General features: G+C 58.8%; 18 protein-coding genes. 6 read left to right on the top strand and 12 right to left on the bottom strand.

What is annotated here, in order from left to right; genetic code table 11:
* Positions 1-203 precede the first annotated feature (203 nt).
* The 4 genes from KHO30_RS08310 to KHO30_RS08295 all read right to left on the bottom strand — a co-directional run bounded on the left by KHO30_RS08310 (position 204) and on the right by KHO30_RS08295 (position 3,799).
* Positions 204-1,088: an NmrA family NAD(P)-binding protein gene (locus tag KHO30_RS08310; protein WP_093647335.1), complete on the bottom strand. Its 885-nt coding sequence runs from the start codon at positions 1,086-1,088 to the stop codon at positions 204-206.
* A 148-nt stretch (positions 1,089-1,236) separates the two neighbouring features.
* Complete coding sequence (locus KHO30_RS08305) at positions 1,237-2,334, bottom strand: alpha/beta fold hydrolase (protein ID WP_211700535.1); 1,098 nt, start codon at positions 2,332-2,334, stop codon at positions 1,237-1,239.
* Positions 2,327-2,587 carry an aldo/keto reductase gene (locus KHO30_RS08300; protein WP_093647331.1) on the bottom strand — a complete coding sequence of 87 codons (261 nt, stop codon included), beginning with the start codon at positions 2,585-2,587 and terminating at the stop codon, positions 2,327-2,329. Before KHO30_RS08300 ends, KHO30_RS08305 begins: the two co-directional genes overlap by 8 nt.
* Positions 2,588-2,704: 117 nt before the next feature.
* Positions 2,705-3,799, bottom strand: a complete 1,095-nt coding sequence (locus tag KHO30_RS08295; RefSeq protein WP_211700534.1) for an alpha/beta fold hydrolase — start codon at positions 3,797-3,799, stop codon at positions 2,705-2,707.
* Positions 3,800-4,025: 226 nt separating this feature from the next.
* On the opposite strand from KHO30_RS08295, the gene KHO30_RS08290 reads away from it, so the two are divergent.
* Positions 4,026-4,973: a GlxA family transcriptional regulator gene (locus KHO30_RS08290; RefSeq protein WP_054041342.1), complete on the top strand. Its 948-nt coding sequence runs from the start codon at positions 4,026-4,028 to the stop codon at positions 4,971-4,973.
* Positions 4,974-5,228: 255 nt separating this feature from the next.
* Here the strand turns inward: KHO30_RS08290 and KHO30_RS08285 are convergent, their stop codons facing one another.
* The 3 genes from KHO30_RS08285 to KHO30_RS08275 all read right to left on the bottom strand — a co-directional run bounded on the left by KHO30_RS08285 (position 5,229) and on the right by KHO30_RS08275 (position 7,321).
* Positions 5,229-5,681 (bottom strand): hypothetical protein, encoded by a 453-nt coding sequence (locus KHO30_RS08285; protein ID WP_211700533.1) that lies wholly within the window; start codon positions 5,679-5,681, stop codon positions 5,229-5,231.
* A 463-nt stretch (positions 5,682-6,144) separates the two neighbouring features.
* Complete coding sequence (locus KHO30_RS08280) at positions 6,145-6,435, bottom strand: hypothetical protein (RefSeq protein ID WP_200652894.1); 291 nt, start codon at positions 6,433-6,435, stop codon at positions 6,145-6,147.
* 166 nt (positions 6,436-6,601) lie between these two features.
* Entirely contained in the window at positions 6,602-7,321 is a 720-nt protein-coding gene (locus KHO30_RS08275; protein ID WP_200652893.1) for a Crp/Fnr family transcriptional regulator, read from the bottom strand.
* A gap of 313 nt (positions 7,322-7,634) precedes the next feature.
* Here KHO30_RS08275 and KHO30_RS08270 point away from each other — a divergent pair, with 313 nt between their 5' ends.
* The 4 genes from KHO30_RS08270 to KHO30_RS08255 all read left to right on the top strand — a co-directional run bounded on the left by KHO30_RS08270 (position 7,635) and on the right by KHO30_RS08255 (position 9,729).
* Entirely contained in the window at positions 7,635-8,225 is a 591-nt protein-coding gene (locus KHO30_RS08270) for a BPSL1445 family SYLF domain-containing lipoprotein (RefSeq protein WP_054042588.1), read from the top strand.
* A 60-nt stretch (positions 8,226-8,285) separates the two neighbouring features.
* Positions 8,286-9,095, top strand: coding sequence for a PRC-barrel domain-containing protein (locus tag KHO30_RS08265; RefSeq protein WP_211700532.1), 810 nt, complete (start codon positions 8,286-8,288; stop codon positions 9,093-9,095).
* A gap of 94 nt (positions 9,096-9,189) precedes the next feature.
* Positions 9,190-9,423, top strand: a complete 234-nt coding sequence (locus tag KHO30_RS08260; RefSeq protein WP_211700531.1) for a hypothetical protein — start codon at positions 9,190-9,192, stop codon at positions 9,421-9,423.
* An 18-nt stretch (positions 9,424-9,441) separates the two neighbouring features.
* Positions 9,442-9,729, top strand: a complete 288-nt coding sequence (locus KHO30_RS08255) for a hypothetical protein (protein ID WP_143131861.1) — start codon at positions 9,442-9,444, stop codon at positions 9,727-9,729.
* A gap of 51 nt (positions 9,730-9,780) precedes the next feature.
* Here the strand turns inward: KHO30_RS08255 and KHO30_RS08250 are convergent, their stop codons facing one another.
* Both KHO30_RS08250 and KHO30_RS08245 read right to left on the bottom strand, forming a co-directional pair.
* Entirely contained in the window at positions 9,781-10,818 is a 1,038-nt protein-coding gene (locus KHO30_RS08250) for a zinc-dependent alcohol dehydrogenase family protein (RefSeq protein WP_211700530.1), read from the bottom strand.
* A gap of 160 nt (positions 10,819-10,978) precedes the next feature.
* A complete protein-coding gene (locus KHO30_RS08245; protein WP_211700529.1) occupies positions 10,979-15,016 on the bottom strand; it encodes a CheR family methyltransferase in 4,038 nt (1,345 codons plus the stop codon).
* 268 nt (positions 15,017-15,284) lie between these two features.
* On the opposite strand from KHO30_RS08245, the gene KHO30_RS39195 reads away from it, so the two are divergent.
* Positions 15,285-15,449: a hypothetical protein gene (locus KHO30_RS39195; RefSeq protein ID WP_167378543.1), complete on the top strand. Its 165-nt coding sequence runs from the start codon at positions 15,285-15,287 to the stop codon at positions 15,447-15,449.
* Positions 15,450-15,527: 78 nt separating this feature from the next.
* On the opposite strand, the gene KHO30_RS08235 is transcribed toward KHO30_RS39195, so the two are convergent.
* From KHO30_RS08235 to KHO30_RS08225, 3 genes are all read right to left on the bottom strand, one after another.
* Complete coding sequence (locus KHO30_RS08235; protein WP_093647091.1) at positions 15,528-16,655, bottom strand: pyridoxal-phosphate-dependent aminotransferase family protein; 1,128 nt, start codon at positions 16,653-16,655, stop codon at positions 15,528-15,530.
* Positions 16,656-16,992: 337 nt separating this feature from the next.
* Complete coding sequence (locus KHO30_RS08230) at positions 16,993-18,201, bottom strand: hypothetical protein (protein WP_093647093.1); 1,209 nt, start codon at positions 18,199-18,201, stop codon at positions 16,993-16,995.
* Between the two features lie 595 nt (positions 18,202-18,796).
* Positions 18,797-20,524 carry a carboxylesterase/lipase family protein gene (locus tag KHO30_RS08225; RefSeq protein ID WP_211700528.1) on the bottom strand — a complete coding sequence of 576 codons (1,728 nt, stop codon included), beginning with the start codon at positions 20,522-20,524 and terminating at the stop codon, positions 18,797-18,799.
* Positions 20,525-21,126 lie beyond the last annotated feature (602 nt).

Here is a 21,126-nt window from a genome sequence, read left to right as displayed (position 1 = left end):
CGCTCTCTCGGGTCAAAGTTTCGAATCCGATTCAGAATCAACTACGTCATATATCGCGGGTATTGGAACCGGAAGGGTTCGCACTTTGCGCTCAGTGCCAACTACTTCATGCGTTCTCTGGTGATCGGGATACCTGCTCACGAAGCGTCCTACGCAAGTCCAGACAATCGCGAGCAGCTTCTTTCGAGGGCAGGACTAGACCGTCAGTCTGCGAAGACCGCCACGTGCTTCCGGATGAACGCCTCGACGGTCATGGGCGGGGTGCCCGTTAGTTCCTCGACCAGCGTATTGGTACCGGCGAAAACGCCATTTTGATAGTCGACAGCGACAGACAGGAGATGCTGTGAAAATGCATCGCTAAATTTCGAATCGGTATTCAAACGCTTTTCGAACATATCGAGGTCAATCGGCTGGTACTTCACTTCCCGGCCCAGAACCTTGCTCATTTCATCAGCAATCTGATGGTGGTTCATCTCGACGGGGCCGTATAGCGGGTAGACCTTGCCAGCGTGAGGAGCTGGATCACGAAGAATCGCAGCGATGACGCGCCCCTGGTCTTCGGCTGCAATCGGTGCATGACGCCCGTTACCAAAGGGCAGCCTCAACGTTCCGTCCTTTTTGACGTTTGCAACCTGGCCGGGATAAGTTAGCCATTGTGCGAAGAACGTCGGGCGAATGTGGGTGACCGGGATTCCCGACCAGTCAAATACCCTCTCCGAGATCCAGTGGTCACGTGCGGCGTGACTCGTTGCGTTCCTGCGAGCGGAAATTTGCGACATGTTCACGATCCCGCCGATTCCAGCCTCCCGGGCCGCCTGAGCAAAATAGACGCTCGCCTGTATTCCCCCTGCTTCGATTGGATAGACAAAGTACGCGGAAAAAATGCCCTCGAGAGCTTGTGCCACGTCGTCCAGACTGGAAAGGTTACCGACCAAAACCTCGACTCCACGCGACTTCAGTCGTTCCGAACGTTGGTCCTCCTTCCGCACCAGCGTGCGTACCTTTTCACCGGCCGCTACAAGTGCTTCGGTAGCTGCTCCACCGGTATCGCCTGTCGCTCCGGCAACAAAAATTTTCTTATCAGACATTTCGAACACTCCACGCTGTAGGGAAAGGGCTGTTGGATCTGTGGCACGTCGGGGTGCGTGATTAACCTCATGCGAGGAAGCTTTGCCTCAGCCAATCGACGAACTGGTTCACTTCGACCGGGAAACGTTCACCCGGCCGGTCCACCCGCTACAACCCGCTTGTCTTAAGCCACGCACGAATCGCTTGGACAAGCTCAGCCTTGCGCTCAAGCGGAAGCCAGTGGCCAGCGGGCAGGTTCGTTATGGAAAGGTCGGCACAGGCGCTGCGCATGGGTTCTCCGAGGCGACTGCGGTTGATGTCGCAGATTGCGTCCCAATCACCGTTGACGAACAAAACGGGCTGGCGTAGCTGGCCGCCTTTCGGCGCTGTGCGCGCGTATGCAATGTTGGCGGTGTCGTTCAGGTACCAGGCATTGACCGAACGGAAACCACTGACATCGAACGCATCGACCAGCGCGTCAAAGTCGATGGGCGTCCAGAGCGCTGGATCAGGCGGCGTCGCCGGGGCGCGATGCGCCGAGCCATAACGCCCGCCGTTTTTTGTGATCAGGGCGGACGGAGAGACCTGGCCGACAGACGCAGGATTGCCGCGCCGATAGAGCGACGCGAGCGTTGCCGGGGTGTCCGCCTCGAAATCGCTAACCGTCTGACTGAAGTGCGTCAGGTAAAAGCGGAAGTAATCCCACTGCCCATCCGGATATTGATCCGCAGGGTACAACTGACGGTCGATCAGCGGCACGAGATTGGGCAGCGCGAAGCCCTCCGGAAAGTAAGGGACTGAGATCAGCACCACGCCGCGACTGCGCGCCCCGTGGTGCGCAGCGAGCGCTCCGGCCACCGGGCTTCCCCAGTCGTGGCCAACCCAGATTGCCGGGCGTGCCCCCAAATGGTCGTGCAGTTCGACCATGTCGTGGACGATCTCGTTCAAGGCATAGGCCTCGGAAGCGGCCGGCGCCGATGAGCCGCCATAGCCACGCATATCCGGTGCAACGCAGCGCCAGCCTTCGGATGCGAACGCCTCGATCTGCGCGCGCCACATCAGGCCGATCTCGGGCCAGCCATGGAGGAGAATCATCAACGGCCCATCGGCCGGGCCAGCCGCCAGGTAGCGCGTTGTGTGGCGCGGCGAGCTGAAGGTATGCACGGTCAGGTTAGGGACGTTATCTGCACTGGCACCGACGACTACCGTGCCGCCGGCAGCGCCAGACCCAGACCCAGACCCAGACCCAAAAGCTGTCTTACTCATCAACAGACTTGCACCAAAGGCGGTTCCATTGGCGAGCAGAGTGCGGCGTGACATAGCTGACATAGATACCTTCCCCAACCTGTTGCTCGTTCATATAGGCCGCAGCGGTGTCGATCAGCCGGTATCCGTTTGCGACTGCCGATCTGACCGCAGCTACGGTCTTCTCAGGCTCGCTACGAAACACCCCAAGTCCGAATGCGGGCATCTCGATTCCATTGTTCAACCTGTACACGGGGCTTTTGCCTGTCACCATCGTTAAATCCGTTTCAGTTGGATGTAGTTCTTGCCGGCGCGGCTGCTGCAAAGTGCGTGGAATCGGGTGCTATCACGCAGGATAGATGTCCCTTCCTCGTATCAATCCCAGCGCGAGTCAGGTGGTCGTTACGGTTTGCAGAAACTTCACGAGTTGCTCATTGACCACATCAGGGGCTTCGTGTTGTACCCAGTGGCCCACATTGTCGAGTTCGAGACCGCCAATGAGACTGGGAACGCCGGAGCGCATCTGGTCCATGGTCAGCGGATAAAGCTCTTTCAAGCCATCCGCCTTCCCCCAGATGAAAAATGAAGGCTGGGTAATCCTGGCGCCCTTCCAAGGAGCGGACAGGTAGAAGTACGGTTCAGCGGCCCGATAGTAGTTCAGGGCACCGTGAAAGCCGGTGCGCTGAAATTCCGCCACGTTATAAGCGACGTAATCAGGCTCCGCCCATGACGGTAACGGTCCGGGGGCCGCACGGTGAAGGCTGCGTGCCGGATCCATCGGACTCCACCGCTTGTCTGCGGGAGCGGAGCCCGATGCCCAGTACAGCATTCCTGGAATGGTCACCGTGGCGTCGGCCCAGATCTGATCGGCGTCTGGCCGGATCTGTTCGAACATGTAGAAATCATCCTGGTGGCCGGACCTGCGCATCTTCTCGAAGACGCTGACATCCCCACGAGGAACGAATGGCACGCTCAGACAGAACACGGCCTTGAATCGATCGGGACGCATCAACGCTGCTTGCCACACATGCGTTGCACCCCAGTCATGACCCACAAGGACAGCGCTTGGAATCTTCAACGCATCGAGCAGGCCAACCAGGTCGCCGACCGTTTGCAGTGGCGTGTACAAGGTTGGGTCCGTCGGCGCCGAACTGCGTCCGTAGCCGCGCATATCGGGAGCAATTGCCCGATATCCGGCAGACGCCACCGCTTTCATCTGCCGGCGCCACGTGTAGGAAGTGTCCGGAAACCCGTGGCAGAAGAGTACGGCTGGCCCATCTCCCTGTTCGGTTACGTGCATGGTGATGCCATTGGTATTGACGTCGTACTCCTTGATACCCGGTACGCCGCCGGTTCCAGGACTTTGCGCCTGCGCCCCGCGATCCAGCAGCAGGCTTGCACCAAAGGCCGTCCCGCTCGCGAGGAACGCGCGGCGCGAGATAGAGGGTGCAGGAATAGACACTGTTCCAGAGAGGTTGCTTTCCATAGGGGTTTCTCGATTGGTCCGATGTGAGACTCGGGAATCCGCTAATGGTAGAAGCCCTCAACGAGGCAGGAGGGACGTATTTCCGACAATTCTGGCCATTCTGGCGCGGCCACTCTTATCGGCATCGGGATCGCTGGTTAGAATCACAGCTCAGCAGGCGACGGCTCGCGCCAGGCGCCAGCGCGCAGGACGTAACGTTATGTCCTGCTATTTTCCGGGACCTATCATGCTGCGCATTGGCTACATCGTCGTTCCAGGCTTCCAGGTCATGGTTTTCGGCGGACTAACAGTGTTTGAGCTCGCAAACCGACTGACCAAGGAGCCGTACTACGAGATACGTCTGATATCTGAAAGCGGTGGGCCGGTTCAAAGTTCTCTCGGATACTCCGTCATGACGGATAGTTTCGCTGAAGGTGGGTTCGATACGGTGATCATCGGCGGCGTCATCACTGGCGCGTACCCGGCGAGCGCCGCGCTGATTGAATATTTAAGAGGCGCGGTGAAAAACACCCGGCGCGTTGCCTCAATGTGCACGGGTGCGTTCTTTTTGGCTCAAGCCGGCGTTCTGGACGATCGGCGTGCCACGACTCACTGGGCACACGCGCGCGAATTGCAGACGACGTATCCGAAAGTCAAAGTCGAAGAAGATCGGATATTTATCGTGGATGGTCCAGTATGGACATCCGCGGGCATGACTGCGGGGACCGATCTTGCGGTTTCGATGGTGGAAAGAGATCTTGGTGCAAAGGTAGCGCGAATTGTCGCCAAGCGAATGGTCATGTTCCATCGACGTGCCGGCGGACAGCTACAGCACTCCACACTGCTGGACCTCGATGCAAAAACTGACCGGATACAAACCGCGCTGGTCTACGCGAAAAGCAATTTGCACACCCCACTGACGGTAGACAGACTCGCTGAAGCCGCCAATCTGAGTGTGCGGCAATTTAGCCGGGCGTTCCGTGAGGAGACCGGGCAATCACCTGCGAAAGCTGTCGAGAACTTGCGGTTGGAAGCAGCGCGACTCATGGTCGAGCAGGGCAGGCTGCCGATTGACGTCGTTGCGCGGGAAACGGGTTTTGCTGATCCAGACAGAATGCGCCGTGCGTTTCTGCGAGCTTTCGGTGAGCCACCTCAGGCTATTCGCCGCAACGCGCGTGAGCACGCCGACAATTGAGGTATCAACTAGCTGTCATGAGCACGGCGCACGGTCCAGAATTTCGCATCAATCGAATGACCGATAACGTCGAAGCTGCGGCCGTCGCTCGCACATTCGCGACTGGCCCTTAGTGGCCGAACTGAGCCCGACGACGACCGGCTCTGATCGACCCCGAGCGGCCGGTCAAAACTCCCGGAAGCAGACATTAACATGGTCCTTCACCTGAGGGGCGGCTGACAATGTGCCCTAGCAAGTCGGCTGGCTGGTGGTGCCTCATTGGAGAATGATGAATTTTCCGCCGTTGCGCTCAAACTCGGAGCGTGTGGTACGACTGACTTCCACCGCTAGTGAATCGCAATGCAGAATGTCGCGAAAAAATAGCTTTGGTGGTTGATACGCTTTTCTGAATTCTTGGAACGAGAGGCCTTCGGCGCTTGAAGTTACGTTTTCAACACGAACCAGCCATGAGCATTTGAGGTCGCAGCGCTTAAGAGCGGTGTTTACTCGGTGTTCAACTCCTAGGTAACCATCTAGGTCATCTGCTATTGCTCGGAACTCCTCTGCTGTTGCCTGAGTGACAACGATTTCGGGTCGGTCTGTGCTCGTTAAAGACACCCATCCGAGAGTAGCCATGTCGGTATCAGCGGAAAATTCGACGATGGGGAATTGCTTTTCGCTGGTTTTCGACTGTAACCAAAGGATTGTTTCGTAGACGGTGGTAGTCATGGTAGCGACGTCGCTAATGAAGGTTCTGCACGCGATTGTCGGGGATCTAAGCCGGTGTGTCGAACGTCCACTTGTGGCCGCAAGCTGACAGCTAGGCTATGGAGGCTACCGCCCCTCGTGTTCGTCTGCCTCGCCGTCGCGGAGTATCCGCAGCACGGCGTTTGCTAAGTGTTGCCCTTCACGACAATCACTTAACGAAGGAAGCAATTCGGGTGAGGTCGAAGAAGCGGCCGCGCCCGCCGCCGTATTGGCAGGCTGATCGCCGTTACTCAGCGATTGAAAAGCGCGCCGGGCGGCGTTGCGGCGATTTGGTGGTCCGCTCAACGCGCGGGCTGGCGCCGCGGATGAAGAGGATCGCGCAGATAGCTACCATCGTCCAAATGCTAAGAATTACGGTCAAGGCACTCATTTCAGTCTTCAGAAGTTCGACACTGCGATTAGTTCTGTCTGGCCTGACGGCCAATCAATGTGTCGTGGGTTGGTCGGTACCTTTGAGCAATAGCTCATCGATCAGGCACGTGGTCAGTGCCAGTTGCTTTTCGAGCGATACGCGCGCTACTTCCGCACCCACCGTGTCGCCACGTGCGACGGCGTTGTGAGTCTGCGTCGCGAGGCGCAACACGGACTCCGACGCGAGGTGCAGGCCGCGCATCATGCCCGCGTCGGAGTATGGCGAAGGACCGTTCCCATCGGACATAGATACGTCCGGCAGGCCAACTTCGAACTGGTAACTTTTGTCGTGGCGGAAAGACATCTCAGGCTCCCTGCGCGATTGGCACGATGTCAGTGTGCGCCGACGATGGGGAGTCCAATCCGTTAAAAAGAAGCCAATTTTGGAGTTAATCCGTCGCCATCGAAAGAACGAAAAATTTGCTAAAAATGGGGCCGGGCCGCGCCTCGTCCGACGGAATAATGCGCGTTTATATCGCCCTCAGATCAGGCAACAACCGGTCGAACTCCCGTTTCACCACGCCATAGCACTCGCACACACGCTTTTCGAGTCCCGGTCGATCCAGTACCTCGATGTGGCCATGACCGTAGCGGATCAGCCCCGCGTCCTGGAGTTTCAGCGCCGCTTCCGTCACGCCGGATCTGCGCACGCCAAGCATGTTGGCGATCAGTTCCTGTGTCATCTTCAGCTCGTTTGACGGCAGGCGGTCCATGCTGAGCAGCAGCCAGCGGCACAATTGCTGGTCGATCGAATGATGCCGGTTGCAGACGGCGGTCTGGGCCATCTGTGTAATCAATGCCTGGGTATAACGCAGCAATAACCGCTGCACCGGGCCAGCGCGATGGAATTCCTCTTTCAGGATGCGCGCATCCAGTCGATACGCCCGTCCTGCGCTTTGCACGACTGCCCGGTTTGGCGTTGTTTCACCGCCCATGAAGAGCGCAATACCGATGATCCCTTCGTTGCCCACAATTGCGATCTCGGCGGACGCGCCGTCCTCCATCACATAGAGCAGCGATACGATGGACGTAGTCGGAAAATAGACATGATCAAGGCGATCGCCAGACTCGTACACGACCTGCCCCAAGGGCATTTCGACCGGTACGAGATGCGGCGCTACGCGCGCCCGCTCTGCTTCCGGCAGAACCGAAAGCAGGTGGTTTTCTTTGGAATGTTGCTCGTTTTCCATTTATCGCTCCCCGACATCCCGTCCAGAAACTGCGCCGTTTTCGCAGAATTGTTCTTAACAGTATCAGGCATCAGCAGTAGTTGCATGAATGCGCCAGATGACTGGGGAGAGGACGTCGAACCAGATGAAACCCTGTTTAAATTATAGTTCGCGTGCGTCTGGTGGTACGTCGCGGCGCGCCACCGGCCACGCCTTAACGGGTCTGCGCGGATTGTGCGTTTGAACATAGACAGATCTCTGTACGTTGTCGTACCGCTTTCTGCCGCGCGTGCGCGTAGCGTGACTTCTATCGTTGACCAGCGCGGAGAAAATCATGCTTAGACGAACCTTTATCTGGAGCACATCCGGATCGCTTCTGGTGCTCGGCGCAGCGCTCTCAGGTTGCACTACCACCTCTTCTTCCGATGCGAGCCGCAGTCAGCAGATGGACAAGCGCCGCACCATCGATGCAGGCGTCGACTCGACTCTGACTCGCCTGTACGGTATGGCAAGCGGATCACGCGAACTGGTCGGCAAGGCGCACGGTGTACTGACGTTCCCGTCGGTGATCGATGCCGGCTTCGTGGTCGGCGGTCAGTATGGCGAAGGCTCCTTGCGCGTCGGCGGACACACGGTCGGCTACTACAGCACGGCGACCGGTTCGATCGGCTGGCAGATCGGCGCGCAATCGCGCGCAATCGTCTTCCTGTTCATGACCGACGAGTCGCTCAACCGCTTCCGTAGCAGGGACGGATGGTCGGCTGGCGGCGACGCCTCCGTGGCCCTGCTGAAAGTCGGTGCGAACGGCAATCTCGACACTAGCACCGCGACCGGACAGGTCGACGCTTTCGTGTTGACCAACACTGGCCTGATGGCGGGCGCGTCGCTGGAAGGCACAAAAGTCACGCGGCTCACGTCGCTTTGAAATTGAGGCCGAGGGACGCGCGTGATGTGCGCCCTCGTCGAAACACAGGGTAGAGAAACCATGTTACGAAGCATGCGAGACTTGCACGGAAGCACAGTTAGCGCAGTGGACGGCGACATCGGCTCAGTTAGCCAGGCCTATTTCGACGACGAGTCATGGGGTGTGCGCTACCTGGTGGTCGAAACAGGCAATTGGCTCAATGACCGGCAAGTGCTGGTTTCGCCGTATTCGGTGAAACACACCGATCCCGGATCGAGCGTCGTGCATGTCGGCCTCTCTCAGCAGCAAGTGAGGGACAGCCCAATGCTGGACGCCCACAAGCCGGTATCGCGGCAGCACGAGATCGAGTATCTGCGCTACTACAGCTATCCGACCTATTGGGGCGGCCCAAATCTATGGGGGATGGGCGCCTACCCGGCCTATGACCCAACGGGTGTAGCGCCTGATGCCCTGCCCGATGAGCCGCCAGGGCCAACCCTTGATACGAGCAAACCGCAACCCGACGTCCATCTGCGTAGCACCGACGAGGTCAAGGGATACCACCTCAAGACGGCCGACGGCAGCATCGGTCACGTATCGGACTTCATTTACGACGACACCGACTGGGCGATTCGTTACCTGGTCGTAGAGACGCACAACTGGTGGCCCGGTGGCAAGGCCGTGCTCATCGCGATTCACTGGATAGACGAAGTCGACTGGTTCGATTCAACCGTATCGACGAAATTGACGCGTGACGTCATCAAGAATAGCCCGGCTTATGACGACTCGATGCCGATCGACCGGCGTTACGAGGTCGTTCTGCACCAGTTTTACGACAAGCATGGATATTGGTCGGACGCAGGCGCCGACGAGCCAGTCGCATCGGAATGAACCGCCGCACGGACCACGGTCCTCATCAAATCCGGACCGTGCCAGATCAACCGAAAACGAGAACCTTCAAAGGCGTTTAAGGCGGGAGCAGGTCATGAGGCAGAACATTCAGAAATTGTATCAAGCCCGTATCCATACATTCACCCCCGAATGTCAGGAACTACAGGACGGGACATTCGATTTTCATCTTCGGCATGCTGTTGAAGGCTGCCTTCCTTCGGCCGACAAGCACTACGACGTCGGCGTTTTTGCGACGAGCAAGGAAGGCTATGCGGCAGCACTTGCGTACGGCGACAAATACATTGCGGAACATAAGTTCGGAACATAGCAGCGCCGACTGTTATCGATGACCCGCGAGATTTACCAGCAGCGACGACGGCCAATGTGGCTGTCGTTTACTCAAACGGGCGACACCATGGCGGAAAGAATCATCTCAAGCACAACACATGACGCTTACATGACAGTCAGAGACCATATTGCCGATGGCTGGGTGGCGAGCGTGTGTGTCGTTCCGAAGGGCGCAGCGAAGAGCAACGAACCCATCATCAAACTCGACACTTTCTTCGAACGTGAAGATGCTGCATGGGAATCGGCCGAGACGCTTGCACGTGCCGAGCTCAACAACCTGAAATAGCGCAGTGGCGCAAATACGCGCGCCAAGTGCCGCTTCCCAAGGGGCGACCGGCTATGCAGAGATGATCACCTTCAGCGCGCGCGTGTCCGCAGCACGCTCGAAGGTCTCGTAAGCGTCGAGAATCTGATCGAGCCTGAAGCGGTGCGTAATCAGAAGGCTGGCGTCGAGCTTGCGGGCGCGCAACGTATCCATCAGCATCGGTGTACTGACGGTATCGACCAGCCGCGTGGTGATGGTGATGTTTCGGTCCCACAGATGCTCCAGATGAAGATCCACCTTCACGCCATGCACTCCGACATTCGCTATCGTCCCGCCCGGCGCGATGATAGCCTCGCACATTTCGAAGGTAGCCGGAATGCCGACCGCCTCTATTGCGGTATCGACGCCGCGGTCGGCCGTGAGTTTCATGATCGCCTTCACCGCACTACCATCCGCGTTGTTGATCACCGCGGTCGCACCGAAGCGCTTTGCGGTCTCAAGCCGGTTATCGTCCAGATCGATCATGATGATTTCGGCGGGAGAATAGAAACGGGCGGTGAGCAATGCCGCAAGCCCGATCGGCCCGCTGCCGACAATAGCCACGATGCTGCCGGGCTGCACCCTCCCATTGAGTACACCGCACTCGAAGCCCGTCGGCAGGATATCGCTCAGCATCACCAGCGCTTCTTCGTCGGCGCCGTCGGGAATCCGGTAAAGACTGGTATCCGCGTGCGGAATCCGCACGAACTCGGCCTGCGTGCCGTCGATCCTGTTGCCAAGAATCCAGCCGCCGCTGACACAATGGGAATACATGAGTTTGCGGCAGTACATGCACTTACCGCATGCGCTGATGCAAGAAATCAGGACGCGTTCGCCTGGCTTGAACGCCGTGACGCCTGCGCCGACCCGCTCGATTACGCCTGTACCTTCATGGCCGAGCACGCGGCCGGGCTGACAGGTCGCGACGTCGCCCTTGAGAATGTGCAGGTCCGTGCCGCAAATTGTCGTCTTGCTGATCTTGACAATGGCGTCGGTGGACGCCTCGATCTCGGGTTTGGGCCGTTCTTCAACAGCCTTCTTGCCAGCACCAAGATAAACGAATGCTTTCATTGTAGGTAACTCCGGTTGCATTGGATCGGCCCGTACGCAGTGGTTCATGTCTGTTCGGGCGGTTGAACTGACGCGCGACTGTCGTCGCTTGAACCCACTCTGCCGTGTCACCCGGAGAAAGTCGGTACGGTGGCGGACCGCGTGGTGGCCGAAGGAACCTCTACGTGCGTGGCGTCCCCTGCGTCCCTGCGCCAAATAAGCGGATCAAGGCTTCATAGTCGACCGGCTTGGTCAGATGATGGTCGAACCCCGCCTCGACTGATTTGATGCGATCCGCCGGCAGTCCGTATCCCGTGACGGCCACCAGGATCACATTTGGATTTGCCCCGGATTCGCGTAGCCTTCTCGCTACTTCGTATCCGTCCATGCCTGAGAGTCCGATGTCGAGAAGTACGAAGTCAGGGTTGAAGGCCGCCGCAGCGCTGAGTCCCGAAACACCGTCTATGCGCGTCTCGACCTGATGCCCCTCATTGGCGAGAAGCATGCCCAACGCCTCACTCGCATCGGCGTTGTCATCAATAATCAGAATCCGCTGCGGGCGGGCGGTGACCGGTGCCGGCTGCGAACTGATCCGATCTCCGGGGACGGGTCCCGGATCGAGAGGCAGATCGACGACAAACTCACTGCCAGTCTTGCCATCGCTAATGGCCCGAACCGAACCGCCATGCAACTCGACCAGTCGCCGCGCCACGGACAGGCCAACACCCAGGCCGTTGTTGCGCTGGCTATTGGACGCGGGCCCCTGGACAAACATGTCGAAAAGACTCCCGAGCATCGAGGATGGGATACCTCTCCCGTTGTCTTTGATGCTGAGCGATAGCCGATGCGCCGCGGTGGTCGCCCGCAACTGTATGGAGCCGCCCGGCGCGGTGTATTTCGCCGCGTTGATCACGATGTTCTCGATGACCTGCGACAGGCGGGTCGGGTCTGCGTTTAGCCAGATGGGTTCTTCCGGCAGGGAGACGGACAATGAATGGCGACGCTCATCGACGATCGGCTGGCAAACTTCGATGGCGCTCTGAACGATTGTTTTAAGGAGAACCGTCTGTCGGTTCAACTCGATGCTGCCACTCGTTATCCGGGTGATATCGAGCATGTCGTTCACGAGGTGCATCATTGCACGCCCCTGCCTTTGAATGACGCCGGCAGCCCAGTCCCTCTGCGTGACTGGGACCGTTTCCGACGCGAGCAGATTTCCAGCGGAAACCAGCGCTGCAAGTGGATTACGCAGCTCATGGCCAAGCATGGCCAGAAATTCGTTTTTTCGCCGGTCGGCGACCGCCAGCTGTTCGGCACGCTCGCGAAGGTGAGCATTGCTCACACTGCGATTGACGAGATCGCGCTCAGTTGATGACACCGCAATAGCGTTGCCCGCGTCGTCCGACAGGACCGACAGCGTGAGCCAGATATCAACCACGCGTCCGTCCTTCGTGACCCGCTGTGTCTCGTAGGAATGCAGCGCCTCATTGTGCTCAGCGTGGTGGATGAAGTCGAGATGATCCTGCCTGGCGCCGCGTGGGACCAGGTCGGAGACGGTCATACACAACGCTTCAGTCTCGCTATAGCCGTACATCGCGCTAGCCGCGCGGTTCCAGGCGAGAAAGCGGCCTTTGAGGTCGAATACCGTCACCGCGTCGTTCGAATCCTGAACCACGGCGGCAAGGCGCCGGGCACGTTCGTCGGACAGCTTGACCTGGGTGATATCGGTCCATGTGACCACGACGCCAGCAGGCGGCATTCCGCGAACCGCAATGTAGGGCGTAATGCGGCGGACATACCATTCCGCGGTCGCGGTTTCGATTTCCTTTTCCACCTTCTCGTTGAGGCCCAGAAGTATCCTGTCGACCTCCTCCGGCAACGCGTTGCCGAGCGGGTTGCCGAGAACCTCTACGATCCTGCGCCCGATGTCCGGCGGCGCAAGTCCCAGGATCCTCGCCGCGCTGGGCGTAAACCGTTTGATCAGACCCTGCCTGTCGAGAAGCAGTGTTGATATTTCCGTGCTGGCAAGCAGATTCGTGACGTCCTCACTGAGAACCTCCAACTGATGGACCTTCTGCTCGAGCTGGGAATTGACGACATTCAATTGCTCGTTGACCGCCTGTAGCTCCTCTTTCGACGTTTCGAGCTCTTCGTTCGCGGAGCGCAGTTCCTCATTCATCGAAAGGATTTCTTCGTTCGATACCCGCAATTCGCTATTGCTCTCCTCCAGTTCCTCGATTGTGCTGCCAAGCTCCACCTGCGTTGTGCGAAGCTCGCTCTCGAGATGCCAGAGGTCGGAATCCGCGCCGGAGGGCGCCGTCGACGCAGGCCGGTCGGCCGTCGGCAACCTCGCGAAGATGACAAGCAATGCCTTGCCGGCATGCATCGTGTCGAACGGTCGCGTCACCGTGATTTTCACCGCGGGCGCACCACCGTCAGCGACGATTTCACTGACCGGCGAGGCTGCCTGGTCCTGGACCGCCCGGCGCAATACAATCCGCAGCTTGAGGCGCAGGCCGTCGCGCGCCATGTCGAGAATATTGCCGGTTGGCTCACCTGCCGGCTGCGTCAGGTATTCGTCCGTCGAGCCGCTCACGTAGAGCACCTGGTGAGCAGAATTGATCAGCACGGAGGCGGCATGGTGCTCTTCCAGCAGCGTGGCGTTGACCAGTTCCGCGTAACCTTTGCTGCGGACACCAACGCGGCTTGCGGGCGGGAATTCCTCGCGGCGCGCCGTACTTGCGGAAAACCGGTAGCCAGTGACAGCCGGTGCGATGACCGGACTGCGCTGGTAAATACGCCAGGCTCTTGACACCTCCTGGAACTGGGTGGAATCGGGATCGGTACTTTCCGATCGTCCCAGAAACAGGTAGCGCTTCGGATTGAGCGCGAAGTGGAATAACTCAAATACCCGCTGCTGGGCTTCGGGCTCGAGGTAGATCAGCAGGTTCCGGCAACTGATCAGATCGACGCGGGAAAACGGTGGATCAGCAATAAGGTTCTGCGGGGTGAACAGAACCGTTTCGCGAAGTTCCTGCCGGATCTGGAATCCATCGCTGTGCGTCTGAAAGAAACGCTCGAGCCGCGCTTCACCCACTGGTGACGCGACGCTGGCCGAATAGATGCCCTGGCGTGCGCGTCCCAGCGCAACGCGGTTCACGTCGGAGGCAAGGATCATGAACGGCCGCGTCACCCGGCGCTTCTCGATCTCCTCGGTCAGCAGCATGGCCATCGAATAGGCTTCTTCGCCCGTTGCGCATCCCGGCACCCATACACGAATCGGCTGCTCGCTCTGCGGCTCCTCCAGCAGAACGCTCAGCACGCGTTCGGACAGTGCGGTCCAAGCATCAGGATCGCGGAAGAACTCCGTCACACCGATCATCATATCGAGACTGAGTGCCTGAGCCTCCTCGGGCGAGGCCGACAGGACGCCGCAATAGGCATCAAGGCTATCAATCCGGTTGACCGCCATGCGGCGGGCAATGCGACGCTGAAGCGTTCCCCGTTTGTAGCCCCTGAAATCTGATCCGGCAGCCGCAAGCGCCCTGAGCACCGGTTCAAGATCGACCGGCCGCGCGGCATCCAAGGCGGCCTGTGACGTCCCTGCCGTGGATCGTGTGATGTAATCGAACAGCGCAGCAGGCATGTTTTCAACCGGCAGCACATAATCGACCAACCCCGTTGCGATTGCATGGCCAGGCATTGCGCTGTGCTCCGCCGTGTCAGGCGTTTGCGCCATGACCATGCCGCCCTCGGCCTTGATCGCTCTCAGGCCCGCTGAACCGTCTGCGTTCGCGCCGGTGAGCACGATCCCGATAGCGCGATCGTGCTGGTCAGCGGCCAGCGAAGTGAAGAACGCGTCGATCGGCATGGGGATTGCTGGACGATCAACGGCTGCACGCAGCCTGAACGCGTCTTGCTCGATAACAACCGACACCTTCGGCGGGATGACATAGACGTGCCCCGCACGCGGTATTGCGCCGTCCTCAATCGCCGACACAGGCAAAGCCGTGTCTTTCGCCAGCAACCCCGGGAGATGACTCTCGGCGCCTGGAGCCAGGTGGACAACGACCACGAAGGCAACGTCGGCCGGAATTTCGGAAGCCGCCCTGAAAAACAGGCTCAGCGCATGAAGGCCACCGGCCGACGCACCGATTGCGACTATGCGGGGAGCGACGACCAGCCCTGGCGCAGCAGAAGTGTTATTGGAATCATTCATGGCGCCACGCTGGAGACGACTGCTGGATCGCCAGTGTAGCGCCTATTACGCGGCGGCTGATCGAACTTCAGGCGCAGGGGCATTCAGCTTTTATCGTCCAGCGTCGCAAACGGACCCGGCGAGGACGCGTTTGATGTGAAAACAGACTCGCGCTCCCATGCTCGCCGTACTATGCGCCGTGCTTCCAATATCCTCATCGTTGTGTCACGCACAGAAACAGATCGGCAACACGGTGCGGTTTCCAGACAGTCTGCGAGGAATGCGGCAAATGTTGAAGGAAGACAATCGAACCGGTAATCACCTTCTTGCGGTGCTGGACGAGTCGGAGTGGGCACGCGTCGCCCCGCATCTGGTCGAAAAGCGCGCGTGCGAGTGCTATCGCGTTGTCAGGAAAGAGTGCGAAAGACTGCTGCCTGATCTGAAGGCGATGTGACGGTTCCAATTTCTACGAAGCTGGCGGGAACGCGCTTCCTGTACAGATCAACCTCCCTCCGCAAAAAGAAAAACCGCCCTAACGAATACTGTCCAGCGCCTTCGCAAGCCTGCCCACCGCCCCTTCAACGTCATGCAGTTTGTCCAAGCCGAATAACCCAATACGGAAGGTCTTGAAATCCGCAGGCTCGTCACATTGAAGCGGGACGCCAGCCGCGACCTGCAACCCTGCATCAGCGAACTTCTTACCGGATCGTATTCCGTCATCGTCCGTGTAACTGACGACGACGCCCGGAGCCTCAAAACCTTCGGCCGCCACGCTTTTGAATCCCTTGTCCGCGAGGAGTGAGCGAACGCGCTTGCCGAGTTCAAGCTGCTCTACTCTCACTTTATCGAAGCCGTATGCCTCGGTCTCCTTCATGACGTCACGCAACGTAGCGAGACCGTCCGTGGGCATCGTGGCGTGGTACGCGAACCCACCATTCTCGTAGGCTTCCATGATCTGCAGCCACTTGCGAAGATCACAAGCGAAACTGGTGCTGGTCGTTCCGTCGATTCTTTCGCGGGCAAGCGGGCTAAGCATGACCAGCCCGCAGCACGGTGACGCGCTCCATCCCTTTTGCGGCGCGCTGATCAGGACGTCAACGCCGCTCGCCTTCATGTCGACCCAGACCGTGCCGGAGGCAATGCAATCCAGTACAAACATGCCGTCGACGTCATGCACAGCGTCGGCCACCGCGCGCAAATAAGCGTCCGGCAGCATGATCCCGGATGCGGTTTCGACATGCGGCGCAAAGACCAGATCCGGTTTGTTTTCCCTGATCGCAGCGACCACCTCTTCGATCGGCGGCGGTGCATAGGCAGCCTGTCTCCCCTGTTCGACCGGGCGCGCTTTCAGCACGATCGATTCAGACGGAATGCTGCCCATGTCGAAAATCTGCGACCAGCGGAAACTGAACCAGCCGTTGCGGATGACAAGACACTTCTTGTTGGTGGCGAACTGCCGGGCAACGGCTTCCATGCCGAACGTCCCGCTGCCCGGCACCACAACGGCCGACTTCGCGCTGTAGACTTTCTTCAGCGAAGCGGAAATATCGCGCATGACTCCTTGAAAGAGCTGCGACATATGATTGATTGATCGGTCGGTGTACACGACTGAATACTCGAGCAGTCCCTCGCGGTCGACATCGGGAAGTAAGCCTGGCACGTTTGTCTCCGGTTATTAGACGAATATAAGGATCGCAAACACATTCTAACGAAAGCCGCCTGTAACGGTATCGGTCGAGACGCCCCGCCTTACCTATCCAGCAAGTTTCGGCATGAACCAGCCGTCGAGTCACGCCGGTGGGGAATGCTCCAGTGGCGACAATCGGTACGATTATGGACCTTCGCAGGAATCGCCCTGATGGGCGAGCGGAGTCACGGCAGTGCCATCGCCCGTGTGCGGCATGCGCATGTTGCCGCCATCATGGAAACGGGACGCCTGTCACGGCCCGTTGCATACGTGAGTCAGCGCACGCAGCGGCTCATGTGAGTGAGTGCGCCTACTCCCATCCCTGATATCCCGCAGGCTGCGCCGGATTGCCGTAACCGGCAGGGTACGGCCGACGCTGCTCCGGCGGCGTGTACATCTCGTTGTATGCCGGATAGGCAGGCGGGCGGCCCACTATGATGACCTGCTGCGCCGCTTGAGTGGGCGGCCGAGGCACATAGGCGGACTGCGCGTCAGCCGTTTGGTATCGCGCGGGCGGATACGGAGCTGGCGCGTATTGGTTAGCCTGAACAGTTCGAGCCGGCGGCGCGTAGTCCCGCCTCGCGTACCCACCTGCCGCCTGAGACTCTGCTGACGTCTGGTTATAGGCCGGCGCCGCTGCGTATTGCTGCGGCTGCTGATTCTGATATTGCCGGGCTTGCCGGTTGTAAGCCGCTTGAGTTCCCTGCTCCGCCGCGTATTGCGGCTCCTCATCGGCGGCCTGCCGATACTGCGGTACCGCCCGCTGAGCGTTCTGCACATCGCGCCTCTGCGTCACCTGCGCGTCGTCATCATGCGGCAATGCCGTCACGGCTTGCGTCGGAATCAGTATGGGAGGCTGGGACTCGGGACCAAACAGCTTCGGCGACGTGGTCCGAGTAGAAACCTGCTTCAGCGGCACGGGCTGCATTTCAGCCCGCTTAGGCGGCGTAACCCGCAGTGAAGCCTGTTTCATCGACGCGACCGCGACCGGTGCAGTGACCCGCTTCGGCGGCGCAGACGCGACTTGCACGGGGGCATGCTTCAGCGGCGCAGGACTGGCCTGCACGACGACCTGCCTCACCGGCGTGGCTCGCGCAGCAGCATTCCGCTTCGGCAATGTGACCGACGCGGATACCTGCCTCGGCGGCGCGGCTTGCGCTACGACCCGCCTTGGGGGTGCAACACGCTCGGCAACCGGCTTCGGCGATGCGGGTATGGCCGGCGCAGCAGGCTGCTTTTGCCGGTGCTTCACCTCGTCGCCCAACGTCGCATAGGATTTCGAGTCTTCCCTGGCGCGCGCGTTATAGCCGATGAAATACGCATAGCGCAGGTCTGCCAGGCGCGCCTGAATGTCGGCATCAGTGGAGACGCGTTTCTCGCCGGGGTCGAGAGATGCGTCGACGGTGGAGTCTTCGAAGGCCGAGGGTGCAGCATCAGCGGCACGGGCGGATTCGGGATGCAGCGCGCCCACAGAAGACACAAGCGCAGCGGCTACCGCGACGAGCACTTTTTTTTCCATACTTTCACCTCGGAATTCCGTGCGACAGACCGCGTGGGATTCTCCAATCTCCGGACCGGAGCTTCACCCGCGCTTACGGGATATCGACTATTTTTAGCACGCCCTTAAGGGCCCAGGGTAGTGCTTCCGGGTATAACCCAGGCGAAAGCCTATATGCCGAACAACCATAGCGATACTGACGTTGTCGGTTCGGAAATTCTTGCCTGCTTCGGCGGCCATGGAACCGACGAGGATGTCATCGCTGGCGGCCATGAACACTCACGATGCGTCTTTTATTCGCCCGGTGCTGGCTGCCCTCCTACTTTGGCGGCTAATTGCTTCGGTAGACTGACGCAAATCCTTTCACGTCGCGCAATCCACACTGTCTATCGCGCGTTTACCGTTGGTTCAAATCGCTCAAAGATGCCAACTGCAAAATCGAGGCTCGATACGAATTCTATAGCGAGGTGCATATCGACTATTTGCACCGCCTTGGATGACGCTGGCCGATTTGGTCAGCCAAAGCGTCATCCAATACCGATTCCCTCCATTCGAAATAGTCCTGACACTTTTCCCTTAGTACCATTAAGCAGGTATGGATCTTAATCTCGCATGCTTACTGGTATTGGCGGTTAACCGTCAGGTTTGCGTCGTTAAGTGGCTGCACAAGATCGATTTGTGCTTTCACCGGATTTGGTTGATCCACTTGCACCGTACCGGCCGCGGTAAACTCGATCTGATTGTCGAGCGTGATGCTGTACACCGGCCAGTTGGTGACGCCCGCGTCAGATGGATTTCCCGTTTTGGCAAACGCCGCCCAATACGCATTCATGCGTTGGGCGACCTGCTCGTCCTGACTCGTGACCGCGTTGCCGTACTGTGACGCAAGGGTGTCGAAGACATACGGTACCTCGGCAGCATGCACTGCGCCGCTGACCGTGTTTTGCACTGATTGTGCAACGTACGAAAAGCGATACAAGTAGGTGGGGGCGCCTCGGGAGGTGAAGTTTCGTGCAACAAAACGCGCGGGCTCGTCCATCGTAATTACACGGGAGATCTGGCTTTCGACGGCGGCGACGGTGGCCGTGCCCGTGGGATCAAATGCCGCGCTTGCTGCGGCTACATTTTGAGCGCCAAAGATCGCGTACGCCTGGTCTTTCGTCGTAATACCGGGAGTAGAAAAGCCGAGGTCGGCATTGTTTACCCCGAGCATGAGAGGCACTTTGGCGAATTGCCCACTGTTGTATAGGTTTTCGGGTTCATCGAGCACCAATTTGCCATCGACGATCGCGCCGCCCGAAAAGGTAGCGACGTTTTGCGGAGTATTCAACGTCGTAATGTCGAGTCCATTGACGACTTGATCTGCGGACAGCGCGCGCAGCGCTTGCAGCGCGTTCGTGTCGGCGCCATTGATACCGAATTCCTGAGCGAATACGGTACCCTGTTCTTCGGCGGAGGCGCCGACGGTTTTTGAGTTACGTGTAAGGGAACGCCCGTAATATTGATTTACGCGTCCATTGCCAGACTCGTTAATTGCCTTCTGAAATAATCCTGCGGCCGATGGTGACGTCAAAAGATTATGGATCGACTCACCGCCGGCCGATTCGCCGAAAAGCGTGACGTTTCCGGGGTCGCCACCAAAATTGGCGATGTTGCGCTGCACCCACTTCAACGCGGCGATTTGATCCATGTAGCCGTAATTGCCCAACACCTGGCCGGACTGCGCCGCGGCCGCGGTGAGCGCGGGATGGCCAAAGAAACCGAAGCGGCCGACACGATAATTTAAAGTGACGAGGATGACGCCTTGCTTGGCAAATTGCGTGCCGTCATATTCGGGCATGGATGTGCCGCCCACGACGTATCCACCGCCGTAGATCCAGACCATGACCGGTAACTTGGTGTTTGACGAGGACCCGGAACTGCTGGTGGGACGCCAGATGTTGAGATACAGACAATCTTCGGACGGCGTCGTGGCCAGCGGCGTAACCGCCGGGTCGACAGGCTGCATGCAGTCGTGAACAAATGACGTGGCCTGGAGCACGCCGTTCCAGGCCGCCACAGGTTGAGGTGGTTGCCAGCGTAGGTTGCCGACCGGCGGAGCCGCAAAGGGGATGCCCTTGTAAGCAATGACGCCCTTGGCCGTCGCGCCCTGCACCGCGCCGGCATCAGTCATGGTGATAGTCGGCGTGGTCGACGGGCCGCTACCACCACATCCCCCCAGCATTACAGCAACACTGGACGAGACCAGGAGTGTCGGTAAGCGTTTCAATCTGGTTTGCGTCAATACCGCGTAAAATCTGAATTTTTCCAACACGTGATTTCTTGGCGTATTAGTGGATTTCATTATCCTGTCCAGGTGCGTGAAACATCATTTGCCCACGATGGTGCCCATGTCGTAAGGCGGGGTGCGCGGCGCCGCATGGAATCCAGTATCTGTGGGGTGATTTTGAGGGTCAAATTCGCGACAATAATGGCGAATATGAATTCCGCTCATGCACATTGACCAAGGGCCAATATATAAATGTGGATTTAAAACTGCCCTGCTTTAGTTATGAAGTCGAGTAAATGTGATCCACCTGGACACCTAATCCATTCTTCAAATTGATCAATGCACGAAAGCGGGCATTGCGGAATGACTAGAACGGGGAAGGCGTGAATGACCGCTGAACCGTGGAAGCCGCCGTTGAGGTCGCGCCGAGTCGAAGGACCGAATCGGGTCGGCCTGAGCCGATCGTCATCCCTCACAGTGCAGCCATGAGCCGCCTTTAACATGCGTTGTCGGTCGGACGCTTATGCGTCGGCTTGCCCCTGTAACCGATCATCCGATCGAGAGAGACAAACGCTCCTTTTTCGGCCGAAGCGGCTGCCCCGTTAGTGCAACCGGATGTCCCCTATAAAGCACGAAGCGGCCAAGGCCGTTGTCACCGCAACGGAGTGTGCGTAGTT

Origin of the sequence: Paraburkholderia aspalathi, from assembly GCF_905220735.1 — a bacterium.
Classification (GTDB): Bacteria; Pseudomonadota; Gammaproteobacteria; order Burkholderiales; family Burkholderiaceae; genus Paraburkholderia; species Paraburkholderia aspalathi.
This window is presented reverse-complemented; position numbering and strand designations above follow the sequence as displayed.

Coding starts and splice junctions, on each gene's coding strand:
- KHO30_RS08280 (WP_200652894.1), bottom strand. CDS start 6,435: ATGTCTTTCCGCCACGACAAAAGTTACCAGTTCGAAGTTGGCCTGCCG.
- KHO30_RS08255 (WP_143131861.1), top strand. CDS start 9,442: ATGACCCGCGAGATTTACCAGCAGCGACGACGGCCAATGTGGCTGTCG.
- KHO30_RS08305 (WP_211700535.1), bottom strand. CDS start 2,334: ATGAGTAAGACAGCTTTTGGGTCTGGGTCTGGGTCTGGGTCTGGCGCT.
- KHO30_RS08265 (WP_211700532.1), top strand. CDS start 8,286: ATGTTACGAAGCATGCGAGACTTGCACGGAAGCACAGTTAGCGCAGTG.
- KHO30_RS08260 (WP_211700531.1), top strand. CDS start 9,190: ATGAGGCAGAACATTCAGAAATTGTATCAAGCCCGTATCCATACATTC.
- KHO30_RS08285 (WP_211700533.1), bottom strand. CDS start 5,681: ATGACTACCACCGTCTACGAAACAATCCTTTGGTTACAGTCGAAAACC.
- KHO30_RS08245 (WP_211700529.1), bottom strand. CDS start 15,016: ATGAATGATTCCAATAACACTTCTGCTGCGCCAGGGCTGGTCGTCGCT.
- KHO30_RS08310 (WP_093647335.1), bottom strand. CDS start 1,088: ATGTCTGATAAGAAAATTTTTGTTGCCGGAGCGACAGGCGATACCGGT.
- KHO30_RS08250 (WP_211700530.1), bottom strand. CDS start 10,818: ATGAAAGCATTCGTTTATCTTGGTGCTGGCAAGAAGGCTGTTGAAGAA.
- KHO30_RS08275 (WP_200652893.1), bottom strand. CDS start 7,321: ATGGAAAACGAGCAACATTCCAAAGAAAACCACCTGCTTTCGGTTCTG.
- KHO30_RS08270 (WP_054042588.1), top strand. CDS start 7,635: ATGCTTAGACGAACCTTTATCTGGAGCACATCCGGATCGCTTCTGGTG.
- KHO30_RS39195 (WP_167378543.1), top strand. CDS start 15,285: ATGTTGAAGGAAGACAATCGAACCGGTAATCACCTTCTTGCGGTGCTG.
- KHO30_RS08290 (WP_054041342.1), top strand. CDS start 4,026: ATGCTGCGCATTGGCTACATCGTCGTTCCAGGCTTCCAGGTCATGGTT.
- KHO30_RS08230 (WP_093647093.1), bottom strand. CDS start 18,201: ATGGAAAAAAAAGTGCTCGTCGCGGTAGCCGCTGCGCTTGTGTCTTCT.
- KHO30_RS08295 (WP_211700534.1), bottom strand. CDS start 3,799: ATGGAAAGCAACCTCTCTGGAACAGTGTCTATTCCTGCACCCTCTATC.
- KHO30_RS08225 (WP_211700528.1), bottom strand. CDS start 20,524: ATGAAATCCACTAATACGCCAAGAAATCACGTGTTGGAAAAATTCAGA.
- KHO30_RS08300 (WP_093647331.1), bottom strand. CDS start 2,587: ATGGTGACAGGCAAAAGCCCCGTGTACAGGTTGAACAATGGAATCGAG.